The 19571-nt window shown below is 72.0% G+C and carries 18 protein-coding genes; 7 read left to right on the forward strand and 11 right to left on the reverse strand.

All coding sequences use genetic code 11. The annotated features are described in order from the left end of the window. Positions 1 to 14 precede the first annotated feature (14 nt). Both ACIGAQ_RS00080 and ACIGAQ_RS00085 read right to left on the reverse strand, forming a co-directional pair. Positions 15 to 845, reverse strand: coding sequence for an Fpg/Nei family DNA glycosylase (locus tag ACIGAQ_RS00080; RefSeq protein WP_399777969.1), 831 nt, complete (start codon positions 843 to 845; stop codon positions 15 to 17). A gap of 85 nt (positions 846 to 930) precedes the next feature. After that, on the reverse strand, positions 931 to 5922 hold the full coding sequence (locus tag ACIGAQ_RS00085; protein ID WP_399777970.1) for an ATP-dependent helicase: 4992 nt from the start codon (positions 5920 to 5922) through the stop codon (positions 931 to 933). Positions 5923 to 6044: 122 nt separating this feature from the next. On the opposite strand from ACIGAQ_RS00085, the gene ACIGAQ_RS00090 reads away from it, so the two are divergent. From ACIGAQ_RS00090 to ACIGAQ_RS00100, 3 genes are read left to right on the forward strand one after another with little or no spacing between them, the layout of a single operon-like run. Then, positions 6045 to 6875 carry an AraC family transcriptional regulator gene (locus ACIGAQ_RS00090; protein WP_399777971.1) on the forward strand — a complete coding sequence of 277 codons (831 nt, stop codon included), beginning with the start codon at positions 6045 to 6047 and terminating at the stop codon, positions 6873 to 6875. Between the two features lie 23 nt (positions 6876 to 6898). Continuing rightward, on the forward strand, positions 6899 to 7621 hold the full coding sequence (locus ACIGAQ_RS00095) for an AzlC family ABC transporter permease (protein WP_399777973.1): 723 nt from the start codon (positions 6899 to 6901) through the stop codon (positions 7619 to 7621). Beyond that, positions 7618 to 7926, forward strand: coding sequence for an AzlD domain-containing protein (locus tag ACIGAQ_RS00100; protein WP_399777975.1), 309 nt, complete (start codon positions 7618 to 7620; stop codon positions 7924 to 7926). Before ACIGAQ_RS00095 ends, ACIGAQ_RS00100 begins: the two co-directional genes overlap by 4 nt. Here ACIGAQ_RS00100 and ACIGAQ_RS00105 read toward each other — a convergent pair whose 3' ends face one another. Further along, on the reverse strand, positions 7927 to 8871 hold the full coding sequence (locus ACIGAQ_RS00105; protein WP_399777977.1) for a hypothetical protein: 945 nt from the start codon (positions 8869 to 8871) through the stop codon (positions 7927 to 7929). An 80-nt stretch (positions 8872 to 8951) separates the two neighbouring features. On the opposite strand from ACIGAQ_RS00105, the gene ACIGAQ_RS00110 reads away from it, so the two are divergent. From ACIGAQ_RS00110 to recX, 4 genes are all read left to right on the forward strand, one after another. Next, positions 8952 to 9146, forward strand: a complete 195-nt coding sequence (locus tag ACIGAQ_RS00110; RefSeq protein WP_311688446.1) for a DUF3046 domain-containing protein — start codon at positions 8952 to 8954, stop codon at positions 9144 to 9146. Between the two features lie 90 nt (positions 9147 to 9236). Beyond that, positions 9237 to 10505 carry an AI-2E family transporter gene (locus ACIGAQ_RS00115; RefSeq protein WP_399777980.1) on the forward strand — a complete coding sequence of 423 codons (1269 nt, stop codon included), beginning with the start codon at positions 9237 to 9239 and terminating at the stop codon, positions 10503 to 10505. A gap of 419 nt (positions 10506 to 10924) precedes the next feature. After that, positions 10925 to 12049 (forward strand): recombinase RecA, encoded by a 1125-nt coding sequence (gene recA, locus ACIGAQ_RS00120; RefSeq protein WP_399777981.1) that lies wholly within the window; start codon positions 10925 to 10927, stop codon positions 12047 to 12049. Positions 12050 to 12052: 3 nt separating this feature from the next. Next, positions 12053 to 12925 carry a recombination regulator RecX gene (recX, locus tag ACIGAQ_RS00125; protein ID WP_399777983.1) on the forward strand — a complete coding sequence of 291 codons (873 nt, stop codon included), beginning with the start codon at positions 12053 to 12055 and terminating at the stop codon, positions 12923 to 12925. Positions 12926 to 12996: 71 nt separating this feature from the next. On the opposite strand, the gene ACIGAQ_RS00130 is transcribed toward recX, so the two are convergent. The 8 genes from ACIGAQ_RS00130 to ACIGAQ_RS00165 all read right to left on the reverse strand — a co-directional run bounded on the left by ACIGAQ_RS00130 (position 12997) and on the right by ACIGAQ_RS00165 (position 19478). Next, positions 12997 to 13437, reverse strand: coding sequence for a rhodanese-like domain-containing protein (locus tag ACIGAQ_RS00130; RefSeq protein WP_399777985.1), 441 nt, complete (start codon positions 13435 to 13437; stop codon positions 12997 to 12999). After that, positions 13434 to 13985 (reverse strand): cysteine dioxygenase, encoded by a 552-nt coding sequence (locus tag ACIGAQ_RS00135; RefSeq protein WP_311688438.1) that lies wholly within the window; start codon positions 13983 to 13985, stop codon positions 13434 to 13436. Before ACIGAQ_RS00135 ends, ACIGAQ_RS00130 begins: the two co-directional genes overlap by 4 nt. 94 nt (positions 13986 to 14079) lie before the next feature. Beyond that, positions 14080 to 14166, reverse strand: a complete 87-nt coding sequence (locus ACIGAQ_RS00140; RefSeq protein ID WP_348772510.1) for a putative leader peptide — start codon at positions 14164 to 14166, stop codon at positions 14080 to 14082. 93 nt (positions 14167 to 14259) lie between these two features. Beyond that, positions 14260 to 15867 carry an FAD-dependent monooxygenase gene (locus ACIGAQ_RS00145; protein ID WP_362285849.1) on the reverse strand — a complete coding sequence of 536 codons (1608 nt, stop codon included), beginning with the start codon at positions 15865 to 15867 and terminating at the stop codon, positions 14260 to 14262. Between the two features lie 208 nt (positions 15868 to 16075). Next, positions 16076 to 16981 carry an amino acid ABC transporter permease gene (locus ACIGAQ_RS00150; protein ID WP_311688437.1) on the reverse strand — a complete coding sequence of 302 codons (906 nt, stop codon included), beginning with the start codon at positions 16979 to 16981 and terminating at the stop codon, positions 16076 to 16078. Beyond that, positions 16978 to 17655 carry an amino acid ABC transporter permease gene (locus tag ACIGAQ_RS00155; RefSeq protein ID WP_311688435.1) on the reverse strand — a complete coding sequence of 226 codons (678 nt, stop codon included), beginning with the start codon at positions 17653 to 17655 and terminating at the stop codon, positions 16978 to 16980. Before ACIGAQ_RS00155 ends, ACIGAQ_RS00150 begins: the two co-directional genes overlap by 4 nt. A 125-nt stretch (positions 17656 to 17780) precedes the next feature. After that, on the reverse strand, positions 17781 to 18626 hold the full coding sequence (locus tag ACIGAQ_RS00160) for a glutamate ABC transporter substrate-binding protein (RefSeq protein ID WP_311688433.1): 846 nt from the start codon (positions 18624 to 18626) through the stop codon (positions 17781 to 17783). Positions 18627 to 18701: 75 nt separating this feature from the next. Further along, on the reverse strand, positions 18702 to 19478 hold the full coding sequence (locus ACIGAQ_RS00165) for an amino acid ABC transporter ATP-binding protein (protein ID WP_094053832.1): 777 nt from the start codon (positions 19476 to 19478) through the stop codon (positions 18702 to 18704). Positions 19479 to 19571 lie beyond the last annotated feature (93 nt).

Here is a 19571-nt window from a genome sequence, read left to right on the forward strand (position 1 = left end):
TTTCTGACGAGTCGTCAATTGGTCGTGTCGCGGCCGGTGCGCCGCGTGGGCGCCGGGGCCGGGCCCGGCTGGCAGACCGGGCACCAGTACGTGGGACGCTCGCGGGAGCCGTCGCCCTGGTCGGCGACCCGGATCGGGGTACGGCAGCGCAGGCAGGGGCGGCGTGCCCGGCCGTACACGAAGAGGTCCTGGCCGCGCAGGCCCGTCGTGACGCGGACCGGACGCTCGCGGTTGACCTCCAGCAGCTTCTTGGCGAGCGCCGGCAGCTTGGCGGCGCGGTCGGCCGGCAGCTCACCCGCGGGGAGCCACGGGGTGACGCCGAGCAGGAAGCAGAGCTCGCTCTTGTACACATTGCCGATGCCGGCGAGGTTGCGCTGGTCGAGCAGTGCCTCGCCGAGCTCGCGGGCCGGGTCCTTCAGGACGTTGGCGAGGGCCCGGTCGGGATCCCAGTCCGGGCCGAGGAGGTCGGGGCCGAGGTGGCCGACCGCGCGGTCCTCGTCGGAGGTGCGCAGGAGTTCCAGCACGGGGAGGCGGTAGCCGACGGCCGTGCGGTGGGTCGTGCCGAGGATCGCGCGGATCTGGTGTCCGGGGCCGCCGCTCCACCGCTGGCCGTTCGCGTACACCTTCCAGGAGCCGTCCATCCGCAGGTGGGAGTGGAGCGTCAGGCCGCCCTCGATGCGGGTGAGGAGGTGTTTGCCGCGCGGGGTGACGTCCAGGACCGTGCGACCTGTGAGGTCGGCGGTGGCGAAGCGCGGCACCCTGAGGTCGCTGCGGGTCAGCACGTGGCCCGCGAGGGCGTCGTGCAACCGCCTCGCCGCCTGCCAGACCGTGTCTCCTTCGGGCATGGCTCAAGGGTGGCACGTCGGACGTGCGCGAGGACGGCGGGCCTTCCGGGAGGCTGCGGGGGTGCGGCCTCCGGTGAGGCGGACGTCAGGCACGCAGGCGGAGACCTCGGGGTGTCGCAATGAAGCCCGCTCCTTCCAGGAGGGTGCCGATGGGGGACGTGAGCGCCTGTGCGCCGTTGACGCGCTCCACCGTCACCGTGCCGAGGGAGCCCGCGCGGGCGGCCGAGGCCAGGGCCTCCGCCGCGATGCGCAGGCCGTGGTCGTCGCCGGGCTCGCCGTCCGGGTCGGCGGTCCAGGCCAGCAGGGTCTTGCCGCCGCGCTCCATGTAGAGCGTCAGTTCACCGTCCACGAGCACCACCAGGGAGCCCGCCTTGCGGCCCGGCTTGTGCCCGGCACCGGCCGGCGGCTCGGGCCAGGGCAGGGCCGCGCCGTACGCGTTCGCCGGATCGGCGGCGGCGAGCACGACGGCCCGGGACGCGTCCGTGCGGGTACGGCGGCCGGGGAAGCCCGAGTCGTGGGCCGCGCGTCCGCCGCTCTGCCAGGGCGGGGGGCTCTGCGGCGCGTAGTCGCGGGGCGAGATCCACTCGCCCGGGCCCGGCTTGGGCGGCTCGTACGGGGAGCCCGGTCCGGGGAAGCCGTCGTGGCCCGGGTCGTCCGTGTGGTCGGTGGAGGGACCGGAGTCGTCCGGCCCGGCGAAGTCGTGGGCCGGGAAAGGGTCGGGGTCGGCACCTGTGAAGGGGTCGGGGCCGGTGCCCGCGAACGGGTCGGTGCCGGGGTCCGTGCCTGCGAACGGGTCGGCTCCGGGGCCCGGGGTCGGCCCCGGGAGGGTCTCGCCGCGGTCGCGGGCGTTGGACACCGCCCGCAGTCGGTCCACGGCTCCGTCCATCGCGAACTGTGCCGCGCCGAGCCCCTCCACCACATAGCCGCGGCGGGCCTGGCCGCTCTCCTCGAAGACGGACAGGACGCGGTACGTCGCCGAGAAGCCGCCCTCGACGCCCTCCGCCGAGACCGCGCCCCTGGTGACCACGCCGTGCCGGTCCAGGAGCGTGCGGGCCAGGGCGTGGGCCCGCACGGTCGGGTCGGCCTCGTGGGACGGCAGCAGCGACCAGCGGCCGGCGACCGTCGGCGGGCCCGAGCGGGACGCCGTCCGGGCCGCGGCCGTCAGGGAGCCGTAGCGGCCGCGCGGGACCGCCCGCTTGGCGCGGTGGGCAGTGGAGCCGGCGGTGCGGCCCGAGCCGAGCAGGGAACGCAGGGGGCTGAGCGTGTCGTTGGTCAGACGACCCGACCAGGCCAGATCCCACAGGGCGTCGGCCAGCTGGGGATCGGTGGCCTCAGGATGCGTGGTGGCGCGGACCTGGTCGGCGATCTGGCGGAAGAACAGGCCGTAGCCGCCGGAGAGCGTGTCCAGGACGGACTGGTGCAGGGCCGTCAGCTCCAGGGGGTGCGGGGGCGGCAGCAGCAGGGGGGCCGCGTCCGCCAGGTAGAGGGAGACCCAGCCGTCCTTGCCGGGGAGGGAGCCCGCCCCGGCCCAGACCACCTCTCCCGCGGCCGTGAGCTCGTCCAGCATCGCCGGGTTGTAGTTCGCGATCCGTGACGGCAGGACCAGCTTCTCCAGGGCGGAGGCCGGCACGGAGGCGCCCTGCAACTGCTCGATCGCGCGCACCAGCCCGTCGATGCCGCGCAGGGAATGCCCCTTGCCGATGTGCTGCCACTGGGGCAGGAACTGGGCGAGCGCGGCGGGAGGCACCGGCTCCAGCTCGTGCCGCAGGGCGGCCAGGGAGCGGCGGCGCAGCCGGCGCAGCACGGCCGCGTCGCACCACTCCTGGCCGATCCCGGCCGGATGGAACTCGCCCTGGACGACCCGCTGCGCCGCGGCCAGCCGCTGAAGGGCGCCCTCGGTGACGGCCACGCCCAGGCCGAAGCGGGCGGCGGCCGTGGCCGAGGTGAACGGGCCGTGGGTGCGGGCGTAGCGGGCGAGGAGGTCGCCGAGCGGATCCTTCACGGGCTCCGTGAAGGCTTCCGGGACACCGACCGGCAGGGCCGTGCCCAGCGCGTCGCGCAGGCGGCCGGCGTCCTCGATGGCCGCCCAGTGGTCGGCGCCGCCGATGCGGACCCGGATGGCGCGGCGGGTACCGGCCAGCTCCTCGGCCCATCGCGGCTCGGCGCCCCGCTCGGCGAGCTCCGCGTCCGTCAGCGGCCCGAGCAGGCGCAGCAGGTCCGCGACGCCCTCGGCGTCCTTGACGCGGCGGTCCTCGGTGAGCCACTGCAGCTCCCGCTCCAGCTCGGTCAGCACCTCCGCGTCCAGCAGCTCACGCAGCTCCGCCTGTCCCAGCAGCTCGGCCAGCAGCCGGGAGTCCAGCGACAGGGCGGCGGCGCGGCGCTCGGCGAGCGGCGAGTCGCCCTCGTAGAGGAACTGGGCGACGTAGCCGAACAGCAGGGAGCGCGCGAAGGGGGACGGCTCTGCGGTGGTCACCTCGACGAGTCGGACCCTGCGGGACTCCAGGTCGCCCATCAGCTCGACCAGCCCGGGGACGTCGAAGACGTCCTGGAGGCACTCGCGGATCGCCTCCAGGACGATCGGGAACGAGCCGAACTCGCTCGCCACCTGCAGCAGCTGGGAGGCACGCTGCCGCTGCTGCCACAGCGGGGTGCGCCGGCCCGGGTTGCGGCGGGGCAGCAGCAGCGCGCGGGCGGCGCACTCGCGGAACCGGGCGGCGAACAGGGCCGAGCTGCCCACCTGGTCGGTGACGACCTGGTCGACCTCGCCCTTGTCGAAGACGACGTCGGCGGCGCCCACGGGGGCCTGCTCGGCGTCGTACTCCCGGCCCGCCTTCACCGGCTCCTGGTCCAGCAGGTTCAGGCCCATCAGGTCGGCGTCCGGCAGGCGCAGCACGATGCCGTCGTCGGCGTGCATGACCTGCGCGTCCATGCCGTACCGCTCGGAGAGCTTGGCCCCGAGGGCGAGCGCCCAGGGGGCGTGCACCTGCGCGCCGAAGGGCGAGTGCACGACCACGCGCCAGTCGCCCAGCTCGTCGCGGAAGCGCTCCACGACGATCGTCCGGTCGTCCGGGATGTGGCCGCAGGCCTCGCGCTGCTCGTCCAGGTACGACAGGACGTTGTCCGCCGCCCAGGCGTCCAGCCCGGCCGCGACCAGACGCAGGCGGGCGTCGTCCTTGGACAGCGAGCCGACCTCGCGCAGGAACGCGCCCACCGCCCGGCCCAGTTCGAGCGGGCGGCCCAGCTGGTCGCCCTTCCAGAAGGGCAGCCGGCCCGGCACGCCCGGGGCGGGGGAGACCAGGACGCGGTCGCGGGTGATGTCCTCGATGCGCCACGAGCTCGTGCCCAGCGTGAAGACGTCGCCCACCCGGGACTCGTAGACCATCTCCTCGTCGAGTTCGCCGACCCGGCCGCCGCCCTTCTTGGGGTCCGACCCGGCGAGGAAGACCCCGAACAGGCCGCGGTCGGGGATCGTGCCGCCGGAGGTGACGGCGAGACGCTGCGCACCGGGGCGGCCGGTGATCTCGCCGGTGACGCGGTCCCACACCACGCGCGGGCGCAGTTCGGCGAAGGCGTCGGAGGGGTAGCGGCCGGCCAGCATGTCCAGGACCGCCGTGAAGGCCGACTCCGGGAGGGAGGCGAAGGGGGCGGCCCGGCGGACGGCGGCGAGGAGGTCGTCGAACTGCCAGGTGTCCATCGCCGTCATCGCGACGAGCTGCTGCGCCAGGACGTCCAGGGGGTTGGCGGGGACCTTGAGGGACTCGATGGCGCCCGTGCGCATGCGCTCGGTGACCACGGCCGCCTGGACCAGGTCGCCGCGGTACTTCGGGAAGACCACGCCGGTGGAGACCGCGCCCACCTGGTGACCCGCACGGCCCACGCGCTGCAGCCCGGAGGCCACCGACGGGGGCGACTCGACCTGGACGACGAGGTCGACCGCACCCATGTCGATGCCCAGTTCGAGACTGGACGTTGCCACGACCGCGGGGAGGCGGCCCGCCTTGAGGTCCTCCTCGACCAGGGCGCGCTGCTCCTTGGACACCGAGCCGTGGTGGGCGCGGGCGATGACCTGGGGCGCGCCCTGGGCGGCTCCCGAACCGCCCATGAGCTCGGCGGGGGAGTGGTGCTCGTCCAGGGGCTCACCCGTGGCCCGCTCGTACGCGATCTCGTTCAGGCGGTTGCACAGGCGCTCGGCGAGGCGGCGGGAGTTCGCGAAGACGATCGTGGAGCGGTGGGACTGGACGAGGTCGGTGATCCGCTCCTCGACGTGCGGCCAGATCGACGGGCGCTCGGCGCCCTCCGAACCGTCCGACACCGGGGAGCCACCCAGCTCGCCCAGGTCCTCGACCGGGACGACCACGGAGAGGTCGAACTCCTTGCCCGACTCCGGCTGGACGATCTCCACCTTGCGGCGGGGGGAGAGGAAACGGGCCACCTCGTCGACCGGACGGACCGTCGCCGACAGGCCGATGCGGCGGGCGGGCTTCGGGAGGAGGTCGTCCAGCCGCTCCAGGGAGAGCGCGAGGTGGGCGCCGCGTTTGGTGCCGGCGACCGCGTGCACCTCGTCGAGGATCACCGTGTCCACCCCGGTCAGCGCGTCGCGGGTGGCCGACGTCAGCATCAGGAACAGCGACTCCGGGGTCGTGATCAGGATGTCCGGCGGGCGCGTGGACAGGGCTCGGCGCTCCGCCGGGGGCGTGTCCCCCGAACGGATGCCCACCTTCACCTCGGGCTCGGGCAGGCCCAGCCGTACGGACTCCTGGCGGATGCCCGTCAGCGGGCTGCGGAGGTTGCGCTCGACGTCCACGGCCAGGGCCTTGAGCGGGGAGACGTACAGGACGCGGCAGCGCTTCTTGGGGTCGGCGGGGGGCGGGGTCGACGCCAGCTGGTCCAGCGCGGCCAGGAAGGCGGCCAGGGTCTTGCCGGAGCCGGTCGGGGCCACGACCAGCACGTCCGAACCCTCGTGGATGGCCCGCCACGCGCCGGCCTGGGCCGTGGTGGGCGCGGGGAAGGCCCCCGTGAACCAGGCGCGGGTCGCGGGGGAGAAGCCGTCGAGGGGGCCGGGCGCTTTGCTGACCATGCGTCCATCGTGCACCCCGGCACTGACAACGGGGGGTCACGGCGGGCCGGGCCACCGCTTCGGGACCGGACCTCGCCCCCCTCCTCCGTCCCGCTGCGGGCCGGAAGCCGGACAATGGACGGATGAGCGAGCGCGCGCGGCACTGGCAGTACGAGGAACTGCCCGGAGTGGACTTGCTGCGGGCCCGGTACGTGCGCAAGACCTTCGTGCGGCACACGCACGAGAACTTCGTGATCGCCGCCATCGCGGACGGCGTGGAGGTCTTCCACCACGGCGGGGGCGACCAGTACGCCGGGGCGGGCGCCCTGGCGCTGGTGAACCCGGACACGCCGCACACCGGGCGGGCCGGCGTCCCCGAGGGGTGGCGCTACGGGGCCGTGTATCCGCCGGTGGACGTGGTGGCGGAGATCGCGGCCGAGACGACGGCCCTGCGCGGGACCCCGGCGTTCGTCAGCCCGGTGGTGGACGACCCCTACGCCGTCGGTCTGGTGCACCAGGTGCTGCGGGCCGCCGACGAGGGCAACGCGCTGGCCGCCGACACCTTGCTGCGGGTCGCCGTGACCAGACTGCTCCGGCTGAACGGCGGGCCCATGCCGAGACGAGCGGTGCGGACGGCCGGAGCCGTGATCGCGGCACGCGCGCGTGGCGTGCTGGAGGAGCGGATGGCACGGCCCCCGAGTCTGGAGCAGCTGGCGACCGACCTCAGGACCAGCCCGTTCGCGCTGCTGCGGGCCTTCCGGGACACCTACGGGATGCCACCCCACGCCTGGCTCACGGACGCCCGGGTCCGCAGGGCGCGGCGGCTGCTCGACACGGGGAAGGCGCCCTCGGAGGTGGCCCTGGCCGTGGGCTTCACCGACCAGCCGCACCTCAACCGGCACTTCAGCCGGATCGTGGGAGTACCTCCGGGCGCGTACCAGCGGGAGCGCAAGAATGTACAAGACCCGTCGTAGCGGTCGGCCGTAGTTTTCGGTACGTGGCAGAAACGACAGCTCTCAAGGATGCAGGAACCGGCGGGAAACGGGATCGGGCCGTCATCAGGGACGCCCTGGGCGTCGGGGTGGCCGTCGGGCTCTCCGGGTTCGCCTTCGGGGTGACCTCCGCCGGGAGCGGACTCACGCTGTGGCAGACCTGCGCGCTCAGTCTCCTCGTCTTCACCGGCGCCTCCCAGTTCGCGCTGGTGGGGGCCCTGGCGGGCGGGGGCAGTCCGTTCACGGCCGCCGCGGGGGCGTTCTTCCTGGGCGTGCGGAACGCCTTCTACGGCCTGCGCCTGTCGCAGGTGCTGGCCCTCCCGCGCGCGGTGCGGCCGTTCGCCGCCCAGTGGGTGATCGACGAGACGGCCGCCGTCGCCCTGGCCCAGCCCACGCGCCGCACCGCCCGGATCGGGTTCTGGGTGACCGGACTGACCCTGTACGTGCTGTGGAACCTCACCACGCTGCTCGGTGCCCTGGGCGCCGAGGCCATCGGCGACACCGACGCGTGGGGCCTGGACGCCGCGGGACCCGCCGTCTTCCTGGCACTGCTGGCGCCCATGCTGAAGACCGGCACCGAGCGGGCCGCCGCCGGGCTCGCCGTGCTGCTGGGGCTCGGCCTGCTGCCCGTCCTGCCCGCCGGGGTGCCGGTGCTGCTGGCGGCGCTGGCGGCACCGCTCGTGCTGTGGGCCGAGGGCCGGCGCCGGGGGCAGGGGGACGGACGATGAACGTCTGGATCGCCATCGGGGTGACCGTCCTCGGCTGCTACGCCGTCAAACTGGCCGGGCTGCTGGTGCCCGCGGGCGCCCTGGAGCGGCCCGTCGTCAAGCGCCTGGCCGCCCTGCTGCCCGTGGCGCTGCTCGCGGCGCTCACGGCCCAGCAGACCTTCGCCGACGGACAGACGCTGGTGCTGGACGCGCGAGCCGCCGGGCTCGGCGCTGCCGCCGTGGCGCTGCTGCTGCGGGCGCCCTTCCTGGTCGTCGTCGCGGCGGCCGTGGTGGTGACCGCGGGGGTGCGGGCCCTGGGGGCGTGATCAGCCGATGGTCCGGCCGTACGCGGCGAGGGTCCGCAGGGCCTCGATCGTCACCATCGCACGGGCCTCCAGCGCCGGTGCCGGGGCCCACCGGCGCCACCGCACCGGCCAGCCGCCGTCCTCCTCCTGCTGGGCCGCGAGGTGGTCCAGGGAACGGGCCACCTCGTCGTCCGTGAACCACGCGCGCGCGAGCGAGCCCGGTGTCCGCGCGTAGTCGTACGGGAAGTGGTGCTCGCCCGGCGCGTAGCCGGGGGAGACCGGGTACGCGTCCAGGCGGTCGGGGTCGAGCGCGGCCAGGCCCTGTGCGCGCACCAGACGGCCCAGGCGGTCGGCGGCGGCCTCCGCGCGCGGGCGGTCGGGAACCGCGTCCAGGAAGGCCACGGCCGCCTCGATCTCGTACGGGTGCGACTTCTCCAGGGACTCGACCGCCTGCCAGCAGAAGTCCGTGGCCCGGAACATCCACGCGTGCCACACCTCGTTGCGGTGCAGCAGCGCCACCACCGGACCGGTGGCCAGCAACTCGCTGGGCGGGTCGGCCACGACCGGCACGAACGGGGCCGTGGGGTAGCCGCGTTGACGGGGATGGACCGCCGGCAGCGCACCGTCCGCCGTCGAGACGGACGTCAGGTAGCGGCAGATGCGCTCCACCCGCTGGCCCGCGCACCGCCCGACGGCGTCCAGGACGCGCAGGGCGCGGGCGGTGTGCAGCGGCTGGCTGACCGGACCGCGCAGGTCGGGTTCGAGGGCGTGGCCGTACCCGCCGTCCCCGTTGCGGTAGGCGTCCAGGGCCGTCTCCACCGGGTCGGCGGGACCGCCGCGGAAGTGGTGGGCGAAGAGGTGTTGCTCCAGCACGCGCGCGGTGAGCCAGACGAAGCGTTCGGCGCGCGCCACGGGGGTGTGTGGCGGGGGCGTCGGGGGCAGTGCGGATGCTCCTGTATCGGCCATGGCACCGACCGTAGGGCGCGGAGGGGTGCGTGCAGGCGGTCCCGGCTCAGGCCCACCCCCAGGGGCGGGATACTGGAGTCATGCGGTTGACGGTCTTCTGGCAGCGGATGGCGGAGCACTTCGGTCCGGGGTACGCCGACACCTTCGCGCGCGACCACGTGATGTCGGAGCTCGGCGGGCGCACGGTGAACGAGGCACTGGACTCCGGCTGGGACGCCAAGGACGTCTGGCAGGTGGTCTGCTCGGTGATGGACGTGCCCCGGGAGAAGCGCTGACCGCTGCCGGCGGGCTCCGCGGAGCGCCGGCCGGTCACGAAGATCGCAGGCGGGCAGACGGCCGTCGGTGGCGTGGGCGAGACTTGGTCCGTGGCACCCACTGACGAGGCCGGGCAGGCAGCCCGGCAGGCATCCCCGACCGGTACGACGCCGCCCACCCCGCCCCCCGCCGGCGGGGCCGCCGGACCGAACGGCCGCATGCCGCGCTGGCTGCCGCGTGCCATGGTGCTCGCGCTCGCGCTCGTCGCCGTCTTCCAGCTCGGCAGCTGGGCGTTCCACCAGCTCACCGGCCTGTTGATCAACGTTCTCATCGCGTTCTTCCTGGCCCTCGCGATCGAGCCGGCGGTGAGCTGGATGGCCTCGCGCGGCATGCGCCGGGGCTTCGCCGCGTTCATCGTCTTCATCGGCGTGCTGATCGTGGCCGCGGGCTTCGTCACGCTCCTCGGATCCATGCTGGCCGGGCAGATCATCAAGATGGTCGAAGGGTTCCCGGACTACCTCGACTCCGTCATCAACTGGATCAACGCGCACTTCAAGACCGACCTCAAGCGCGTCGACATCCAGGAGGGACTGCTCCGCTCCGACTGGCTGCGCAACTACGTCCAGAACAGCGCCACGGGCGTCCTCGACGTCTCCGCGCAGGTCATCGGCGGACTGTTCCAGCTGCTGACGGTCGCGCTGTTCTCCTTCTACTTCGCCGCCGACGGCCCCCGGCTGCGCCGCACCATCTGCTCGGTCCTGCCGCCCGCCCGGCAGGCCGAGGTGCTGCGCGCGTGGGAGATCGCCGTGAACAAGACCGGCGGCTATCTGTACTCGCGCGGCCTGATGGCGCTGATCTCCGGCCTGGCCCACTTCGTGCTGCTGCAGATACTCGACGTGCCCTACGCGCCCGTGCTCGCCGTGTGGGTGGGCCTGGTGTCGCAGTTCATCCCCACCATCGGCACGTATCTCGCGGGTGCGCTGCCCATGCTGATCGCGTTCACGGTCGACCCCTGGTACGCGCTGTGGGTGCTGATCTTCGTCGTCGTCTACCAGCAGTTCGAGAACTACGTGCTGCAGCCCAAGCTCACCTCGAAGACCGTCGACATCCATCCCGCGGTCGCCTTCGGCTCGGTCATCGCGGGCACCGCGCTCCTCGGCGCCGTCGGCGCGCTGATCGCCATCCCCGCCATCGCCACCCTCCAGGCCTTCCTGGGGGCGTACGTGAAGCGTTACGACGTCACGGACGATCCCCGGGTCCACGGACACCGAAGGGGCGAGGGGCCGGGGCTGCTCACCCGCGCGCGGGGGCTGTGGGCGGCGCGCCGGCCGGGGGAGCAGCGGTCCGCCGACGAGGACTCCGGCCGGAACGGCACCTGAGCCATCACCGGCTGCCGCCCGTGCCTGTCGGTCCGTGGCTCCTGGCTTGACGGGGGCAGCCGGCGCCGCCGGGGGCCTCGGCTGCCTCCGCCGTTGCGAGGGGGTGGCTCCTGGAGGAACCGGGCGACGGCGGCGTCGCCGATCCGGAACGTCGGTCTGCCGGGCGGCACGAGCCCTGGATCCCTGGAGCGCGGGTGCGGTGGGTGCCGTGGGAGCCGCGTGGTGCGCTTGACACGAAAATCGAACATCTATTCTCATGGGGGCACCGGCCGGGCTCAACGACGGGCGTTTCGACGTAGTTTGGGTGGAGGCGTGCCCGAGTTATCCACAGGCCGGACGTGCGTCGAGGCGCATTGTCAGTGGCAGGCGTTAGCGTCTTTGACGTGAAGCGATCGACTCAAGCAAATCGGGTGGAACCCATGGCAGGAACCGACCGCGAGAAGGCCCTGGATGCCGCGCTCGCACAGATTGAACGGCAATTCGGCAAGGGCGCGGTCATGCGCATGGGCGACCGGACCCAGGAGCCCATCGAGGTCATCTCGACCGGATCCACCGCCCTGGACGTGGCCCTCGGCGTGGGCGGCCTCCCCCGCGGCCGCGTCGTGGAGATCTACGGACCGGAGTCCTCCGGTAAGACCACGCTGACCCTCCACGCGGTGGCGAACGCGCAGAAGGCCGGTGGCCAGGTCGCCTTCGTCGACGCGGAGCACGCCCTCGACCCCGAGTACGCCAAGAAGCTCGGCGTCGACATCGACAACCTCATCCTCTCCCAGCCCGACAACGGCGAGCAGGCCCTGGAGATCGTGGACATGCTGGTCCGCTCCGGTGCCCTCGACCTCATCGTCATCGACTCCGTCGCCGCGCTCGTCCCGCGCGCGGAGATCGAGGGCGAGATGGGCGACAGCCACGTGGGTCTGCAGGCCCGTCTGATGAGCCAGGCCCTGCGGAAGATCACCAGCGCGCTCAACCAGTCCAAGACCACCGCGATCTTCATCAACCAGCTCCGCGAGAAGATCGGCGTGATGTTCGGCTCCCCGGAGACTACGACCGGTGGCCGGGCCCTGAAGTTCTACGCCTCGGTGCGCATCGACATCCGCCGCATCGAGACCCTGAAGGACGGCACGGAGGCGGTCGGCAACCGCACCCGCTGCAAGGTCGTCAAGAACAAGGTCGCGCCGCCCTTCAAGCAGGCCGAGTTCGACATCCTCTACGGCCAGGGCATCAGCCGCGAGGGCGGCCTGATCGACATGGGCGTGGAGCACGGCTTCGTCCGCAAGGCCGGCGCCTGGTACACGTACGAGGGCGACCAGCTCGGCCAGGGCAAGGAGAACGCGCGCAACTTCCTGAAGGACAACCCCGACCTGGCCAACGAGATCGAGAAGAAGATCAAGGAGAAGCTGGGCGTCGGCGTGCGTCCCGAGGAGCCGACCACCCAGCCGGGCACGGACGCCGCGGTCTCCGCCCCGGCCGACGCGGCCCCGGCCGTCCCCGCCCCGGCAGCGGCCAAGGCCACCAAGTCCAAGGCCGCCGCAGCCAAGAGCTGACCCGTGACACGACGAACCGACTGGGCGGAGTACGAGTACACCGCCTCCGGTGCCCCACGGGGGAGGGGCACCGGAGGAGCGACCGACTCGGCCGTGGACGGGGAGGACACCCACCAGGACACCGCGCTGTACGGGGGCGACCGCCTGCACGGGGGCAGCGGTCGACGCGGCGGCGACGGCCCGCACGAGGGCGATGGACCGTACGGGGACGAAGGACCGTACGGGGAAGGCACTCCCGGGACTCCCAGGGGCGACTCGCGTGGCGGCGGGACGCGCCGGGGGCGCGGGCGGCGTCGGCGTGGCTTCGGTGAGGCGCCCGACGCCGAGGACGGAGGCGGCCTTCCCTCGTCGAGGGCCGAGCAGGAGGCGCCTCCGGGGGACCCGGTCGAGCAGGCACGGGCGATCTGCCTGCGCCTGCTGACCGGGACCCCACGGACGCGCAAACAGCTCGCCGACGCCCTGCGCAAGCGGCAGATCCCGGACAAGGTCGCGGAAGAGGTGCTGTCGCGTTTCGAAGAGGTCGGCCTCATCAACGACAGCGCCTTCGCCGACGCCTGGGTGGAGTCCCGGCACCACGGACGCGGGTTGGCCCGGCGGGCGCTCGCCCAGGAACTGCGCACGAAGGGCGTCGACTCCACGCTGATCGACGCGGCCGTCTCCCAGCTCGACTCCGAGCAGGAGGAGACGACCGCGCGGGAGCTCGTCGACCGCAAGCTGCGTGCCACCCGGGGTCTCGACCGCGACAAGCGGCTGCGCCGCCTCGCGGGCATGCTCGCCCGCAAGGGCTACCCGGAGGGCATGGCGCTGCGCGTCGTCCGGCAGGCGCTGGAGGAGGAGGGCGAGGACACGGACTTCCCGGTCGGCGAGGAGTACTGAGCCGGAAGCCGGCTGACTCACGCCATGGGCCTCCGGCTCCTACCCTCTGCGTCTCAAGCTCTCCGTGGGTCTCAAGCTCTCCGTGGGCCTTCGGCTCGTTCCACCGGAAGCCCCGCCTCCCGCCACGCCTGGAATCCGCCGACCAGATCGGTGGCCCGGTGCAGTCCCAACTGGTGCAGGGACTGCGCGGCCAGGCTGGAGGCGTATCCCTCGTTGCAGATCACGACCACGCGCAGGGCGTGGCTCGTGGCCTCGGGCAGACGGTGGCTCCCCTGCGGGTCCAGGCGCCACTCCAGTTCGTTGCGCTCGACGACGACGGCACCGGGGATGAGGCCGTCCCGTTCGCGCAGGGCGGCGTAACGGATGTCGACCAGCAGGGCGTCGCCGGCCCGGGTGGCCTCGTACGCCTCCTGCGGCCCGATCCGCTCGTAGGCCGCTCGTACGCGCTCCAGCAGCGCGTCGATCCCCAGAGGAGGCCGGACCTCACCGTTCGTGGAGTCGGGAGTGCTCACTGCCAGTCCTCCGGTCGCTCCACCTGCTCCAGGCGCAGGATCGGCCCGCTGCGGCTGTAGCGGCGGATCTGCGGCAGGGGAGGGTAGTAGGCGTGGACGGAGACCGCGTGCCGCTCGCGGGACTCGTTGAGCACCTCGTGGACGTGGTGGCGCCCGAAGGCGCGGCCCTGACCGGCCGGCAGCCGCCGTTCGCGGTCCACACCCTCGGTGAGTTCGAGCGTCTTCCAGCCGTCGGTGGGCAGCCGCGCGGCCAGTGAGTTCTCCTTGAGCTCGCCCGACGCGGTCAGGAAGGCACCGACCGAGTCGGCGTGGTCGTGCCAGCCGGTGCCCGTACCGGGCGGCCAGCCGATCAGCCAGGCCTCGCTGCCGCCAGGGCCGTCCAGCCGCACCCAGGTGCGGCCCTCCGGGTCGAGCGGCAGGGAGGCGATCAGCTCGCGGTCGGCGGCCGTGCGCCGGACGAAGTCGTAGAGGTCGGCCTGGGTGGGAGCCGAACGGGCCGAGGAGACAGAGGGGAGCGCGGAAGAGGACGCGGAAGGAGATACAGACACGGGTGCCGTCCTGAGGGTCCTGGTGAGGGTTCGCGAGAGGCGCGGCAGCCCACGCGGTCGGAGCGCGGGGCGCGCGGAGGAAGAGGATGCGAAGTCAGCAGGACGGGCGACACACGCAGCCCGCATAACGGAGGAGGTCCATATGGACCCTCCGCCACAGGCGCACACAGGTGTCGGTCACGCACCGGAGTACACCATGGCCGCCCGGACGGGTCAACTCACTGTCACCATGCGGACGCAGGGTGACAGTGAGGTCGTCACTCCATGTGCCGCGTCAGGGCGAGCCGGCCGAAGCACCCGCTCCGGCCTGCGCTTTCGCCGGCCCGCCGACCGTGGCCTCGGCCGCCGCGTACAGGTCCTCGGGGCGCACGCCCGCGAACGCGGTGACGAGATGCCCGTCGGGGCGCACCAGGAGCACGGTGTGGGCGGCCGCGCCCGGATAGCTCTCGGCGACCAGCAGCTCGGCGGGGTGCGGCAGGGCCGTCACGGCAGCGGCGAGCCGGGGCATGATGCCCGCCCGGGCCCAGTGCTTGCGCTCCCACACGCCCGTGCCCGGCGCGATCAGCACCACGAGCAGGGCGCCCCGGCCGAGCCGGTCACTGAGCCGTACGAAGGTGCCGTCCTCGGCGGTGACCCGGACGTCGGTGACCGGGGCGCCGGGCGGGGTGTCGACCGGCACCTCCCCTTCGAGGGGCCCGGGCGCGAGCGGCGAATCGGCGTACGCCCCCGGCGCGCCGAGCTGACCCTGCCCCAAGTGACCGTCCGTGAGGAGCGCGTCGTGGCCGCGGGACGAGCCGGGGACGTAGGAGCGCAGCCCTCCGCCGCCGCGCAGCAGCGGCAGCGCCTGGTCGGCGGCGCGCAGCCGGGCGGCGACGACCGCGCGGCGCTCGGCCTGGTAGCTGTCGAGGAGTGCCTCGTGCGGCCCGTGGTGCCAGGCCAGGGCCAGCTTCCAGGCGAGGTTGTCGGCGTCCCGCAGCCCCTCGTCCAGCCCGTGCGTGCCGAGGGCACCGAGCAGGTGGGCCGCGTCCCCGGCGAGGAAGACGCGGTCGGCGCGCCAGCGACGGGCCAGCCGGTGGTGCACCGTGTGGACACCGGTGTCGAGCAGCTCGTACGGCGGGGTCGAGCCGCCCGCCCAGCCGGCCAGGGTCTCCCTGATGCGGGTCAGCAGCAGCTCGGGGGTGACCAGGTCCTTTCCGGGCGGCAGGAGCCAGTCCAGGCGCCAGACGCCGTCCGGCAGCGGCCGCGCGGTGATCTCGCCGGCGGAGGGGCCCGACATGCGCCAGGACGGCATGCGGTGCAGCAACGCCTCGTTGTGCCAGGGCAGTTCCGTGCGCAGGGCCGCGACGGCGTGACGTTCCACCGCCGTACGGCCCGGGAAGCGGATGTCCTGGAGCTTGCGCACGGTGGAGCGGGGGCCGTCGCAGCCGACCAGGTAACTGCCGCGCCACCAGGTGCCCTTGGGGCCGCGGGTGTGGGCCGTGACGCCTGAAGGTTCCTGCTCGATGCCGTCGAGGCGGCTCTCCACGGCGATCTTGACGAGCCGTTCGTCCGCGAGGGCCGAACGCAGGAGGCCGGTCAGGACGTGCTGGGCGATGTGCAGCGGGACGGGTTCGCTGCCGTCGAAAAAGACCTCGCGCATCACCTGCTTGCGCCGTACCGACCGCCATCCGGCCCACTGGGCACCGACCTGGTCCAGGGGGACACCGGTCAGGCGCTCGATGAGAGCGGCGGTGTCCTCGCGCAGGACGACGGTGCGCGCCGCCCGGGGTTCGTCCTTGCCCGGGCCCTCGTCGAGGACGACGCAGGGCACTTCCTGACGGGCCAGGGCCAGGGCGAGCGTGAGCCCGACGGGCCCCGCTCCGACGATGATCACCGGGTCCACGGCGCGGCGCCCCCTGCCCGTGGTGTTGTCCTGAGAGACGTAGGTGAACACGAAGGTGGAGCAGGGTGCACGATCACAGAACGTATGCAACCTATTGCCGGTGCTTGCGTCAAGTGACCAGGGGCAGTGGCGATCATGCCACTGCCCCTTTGTGTGTCACACGAGGTGAGAGAGCGTCAGGCGACCCTCGACGCGTACGGGCCGACCGTCAGTGAGTTGCGTCGCCGGTGCCGGTCCCACTGCCGAGCTCGGCCGCGTTGAGGTCGTCGACCTTCTCTGCGCCCAGAACGGCCCCCGTGCTCCGCTTGCTGCGCCGGAGCCTGCCCTCCAGCCAGGAGGCGAAGGACGTGAGGATGAAGTTCAGCACGATGAAGATGACCGCCACCACGATGAAGCTGGGGATGACGTTCGCGTAGTTGGCCGCGAGGGTGCTCCGCGTGTTGAGGAGCTCGGTGAAGCCGAGCATCACGCCGCCCAGCGCGGTGTCCTTCACGATGACGACCAGCTGGCTGACGATGGCCGGCAGCATGGCCGTGACGGCCTGCGGCAGCAGGATGCTGCTCATCGTCTGGCTCTTGCGCAGGCCGATCGCCATCGCCGCCTCCGACTGCCCCTTGGGCAGCGAGAGGATGCCGGCGCGGACGACCTCGGCGAGGACCGACGCGTTGTACAGCACCAGGCCGGTGACGACCGCGTACAACGGGCGCTCATCGCTCGGGATGCCCGTGGAGCGGACGTAGAACTCGTTGGCGAACAGCATCAGCAGCAGCACCGGGATGGCCCGGAAGAACTCGACCACGGCACCGGCCGGGATGCGCACCCAGCGGTGGTCGGAGAGTCGCAGGATGCCGAGGACGGCGCCCAGCGGAAGTGCGATCACCATGGCCAGTGCCGCAGCCTTCAGCGTGTCGGCCAGACCGGGAAGCAGGTAGGTCGTCCAGGCCTCGGACGTCGTGAACGGCTTCCAGAGGGACCACTCCAGCTGGTTCTTTTCGTCCAGCGTCTGCCAGACCCACCACAGGAGCAGAGCGAGCAGGACAAAGAAGACCACGGAGAACAGCACATTGCGCCGCTTGGCCTTCGGGCCGGGGGCGTCGTAAAGAACGGACGTCATCGCTTCACCGCCAGTCGCTTGCTCAGCCAGCCGAGGATCAGGCCGGTGGGCAGGGTCAGAACCACGAACCCGAAGGCGAAGACGGCACCGATGAGCAGCGTCTGTGCCTCGTTCTCGATCATTTCCTTCATCAGGAGGGCGGCCTCGGCAACACCGATCGCTGCCGCCACAGTGGTGTTCTTCGTCAGCGCGATGAGCACGTTGGCCAGCGGTCCGATCACAGAACGGAAGGCCTGCGGCAGCACGACCAGCCTCAGTACCTGGCTGAAGCTGAGCCCGATGGCCCGTGCTGCCTCGGCCTGCCCGACCGGCACGGTGTTGATGCCGGAGCGGATCGCCTCGCAGACGAAGGCGGCCGTGTAGGCGACGAGACCGAGGACGGCCAGTCGGAAGTACTTGAGCTCGAAGTCATCGGGTGCACCCATCGTCACGCCGAAGATGTCGGCGAGGCCGAGCGACGTGAAGACGATGATGACGGTCAGCGGGATGTTCCGGACGATGTTCACGTAAGCGGTGCCGAAACCGCGCATCAGGGGGACGGGGCTGACCCGCATGGCCGCCAGCAGGGTGCCCCAGATCAGGGAACCGATGGCTGAGAACACGGTGAGCTGAATCGTGACCCAGAAAGCGCCCAGGATGGACGGGTCGTCATATTTAGAAAGAAAGTCGAACACGATCTCCCGCGCTTCCGGGTGGGTGGCGTAGGTGGCGGACGTGGCGCGCCGCCGTCAGAGCAGTGGCGGCGCGCCAGCGGATCCCCGTGACGAGCACGGGGATCCTGCGTCGGCGGAGTCCCGCGTTACTGGACGATCTGGCCGATCTTCGGGGCGGGCTCGTTCTTGTACTCCGCCGGGCCGAAGTTCTCCTGGACGGCCTTCTCCCAGGCGCCGTCGCTGACCATCTTCTCGAGGGCCTTGTTGATCTTGTCGAGAGTCGCGGTGTCGCCCTTCTTGACACCGATGCCGTAGTTCTCGTTGCTGAGCTTCAGGCCGGCCAGCTTGAACTGACCCTTGTACTGGTCCTGCGCGGCGTAGCCGGCGAGAATCGAGTCGTCGGTGGTCAGCGCGTCCACGGCACCGCTCTGCAGAGCCGACAGGCACTCCGAGTAGCCACCGCGCTGGGTCAGCTGCGCCTTCGGGGCGAAGTCGTCCTTGACGTTCTGCGCCGAAGTCGAACCGGCGACGGAACAGAGCTTCTTCTCGTTGAGGTCCGTGGCCTTGCTGATGTCCGAGTCCTTCTTCACCAGCAGGTCCTGGTGGGCCAGCAGGTAAGGGCCGGCGAAGTCGACCTTCTGCTTGCGCTCGTCGGTGATCGAGTACGTGGCCGCGATCATCTTGACGTCACCACGGGACAGCGCGTTCTCGCGGTCGGCGCTCTTGGTCTCGACCCATTCGATCTGGTTCGGCTCGTAGCCCAGTTCCTTGGCCACGTAGGTCGCCACGTCCACGTCGAAGCCGGAGAAGGAACCGTCGGGCTCCTTCAGGCCCAGGCCGGGCTGGTCGTACTTGATACCGATCTTGATCTTGTCGCCGCCGCCGGAGCCGGAGCCGTTCGAGTCACCGCCGTCGTCGCCTCCACAGGCCGTGGCGGTCAGAGCGAGGACGAGAGCGGTGGCGGCCGCGGCGGAGACCTTGCGGAGCTTCATTGGGAACATCCTTTGCCGTGAAGAGAAAACCGTCGTTACGGGTGGCGCGGACCGTCGCGGGCGCGACGTGCGCCGTCAGTGGTGCAGGATCTTCGACAGGAAGTCCTTGGCGCGGTCGCTGCGCGGATTGCTGAAGAACTGGTCGGGCGCAGCCTCCTCGACGATTCGGCCGTCCGCCATGAACACCACGCGGTTTGCCGCCGATCGTGCGAAACCCATCTCATGGGTGACGACGATCATGGTCATACCGTCGCGGGCGAGCTGCTGCATGACCTCCAGCACCTCGTTGATCATCTCGGGGTCGAGCGCGGAGGTGGGCTCGTCGAAGAGCATCACCTTCGGCTCCATGGCCAGCGCTCGCGCGATCGCGACGCGCTGCTGCTGGCCGCCGGAGAGCTGCGCCGGGTACTTCTCGGCCTGCGCGCCCACGCCGACCCGGTCGAGCAGGGCACGGGCCCGCTCCTCGGCCGCCTGCTTGTCCTTCTTGCGGACCTTGATCTGGCCGAGCATCACGTTCTCGAGCACGGTCTTGTGCGCGAAGAGGTTGAAGGACTGGAAGACCATTCCGACGTCGGCGCGCAGCTTCGCCAGAGCCTTGCCCTCGGCGGGCAGCGGCTTGCCGTCGATCGTGATCGAGCCGGAGTCGATCGTCTCCAGGCGGTTGATGGTGCGGCACAGCGTGGACTTGCCGGACCCGGAGGGTCCGATGACCACGACGACTTCACCGCGGGCGATCGTCAGGTCGATGTCCTGGAGTACGTGCAACGCGCCGAAGTGCTTGTTGACGCTCTTCAGGACGACCAGTTCTCCGGTCGCGGCCACATCTTCCTTGGCCACCGATACTTCGGTCATCGCTCTCAGGCTCCGTCCTCCTCGGTTTCGGAGGACAGTAGTTACCCTCTACGACCTGCGTCATTACATCTGAGGGGAATCTGAGCATCACGA

The organism is Streptomyces sp. NPDC085932 (assembly GCF_044540525.1).
Taxonomy (GTDB): Bacteria; Actinomycetota; Actinomycetes; order Streptomycetales; family Streptomycetaceae; genus Streptomyces; species Streptomyces levis.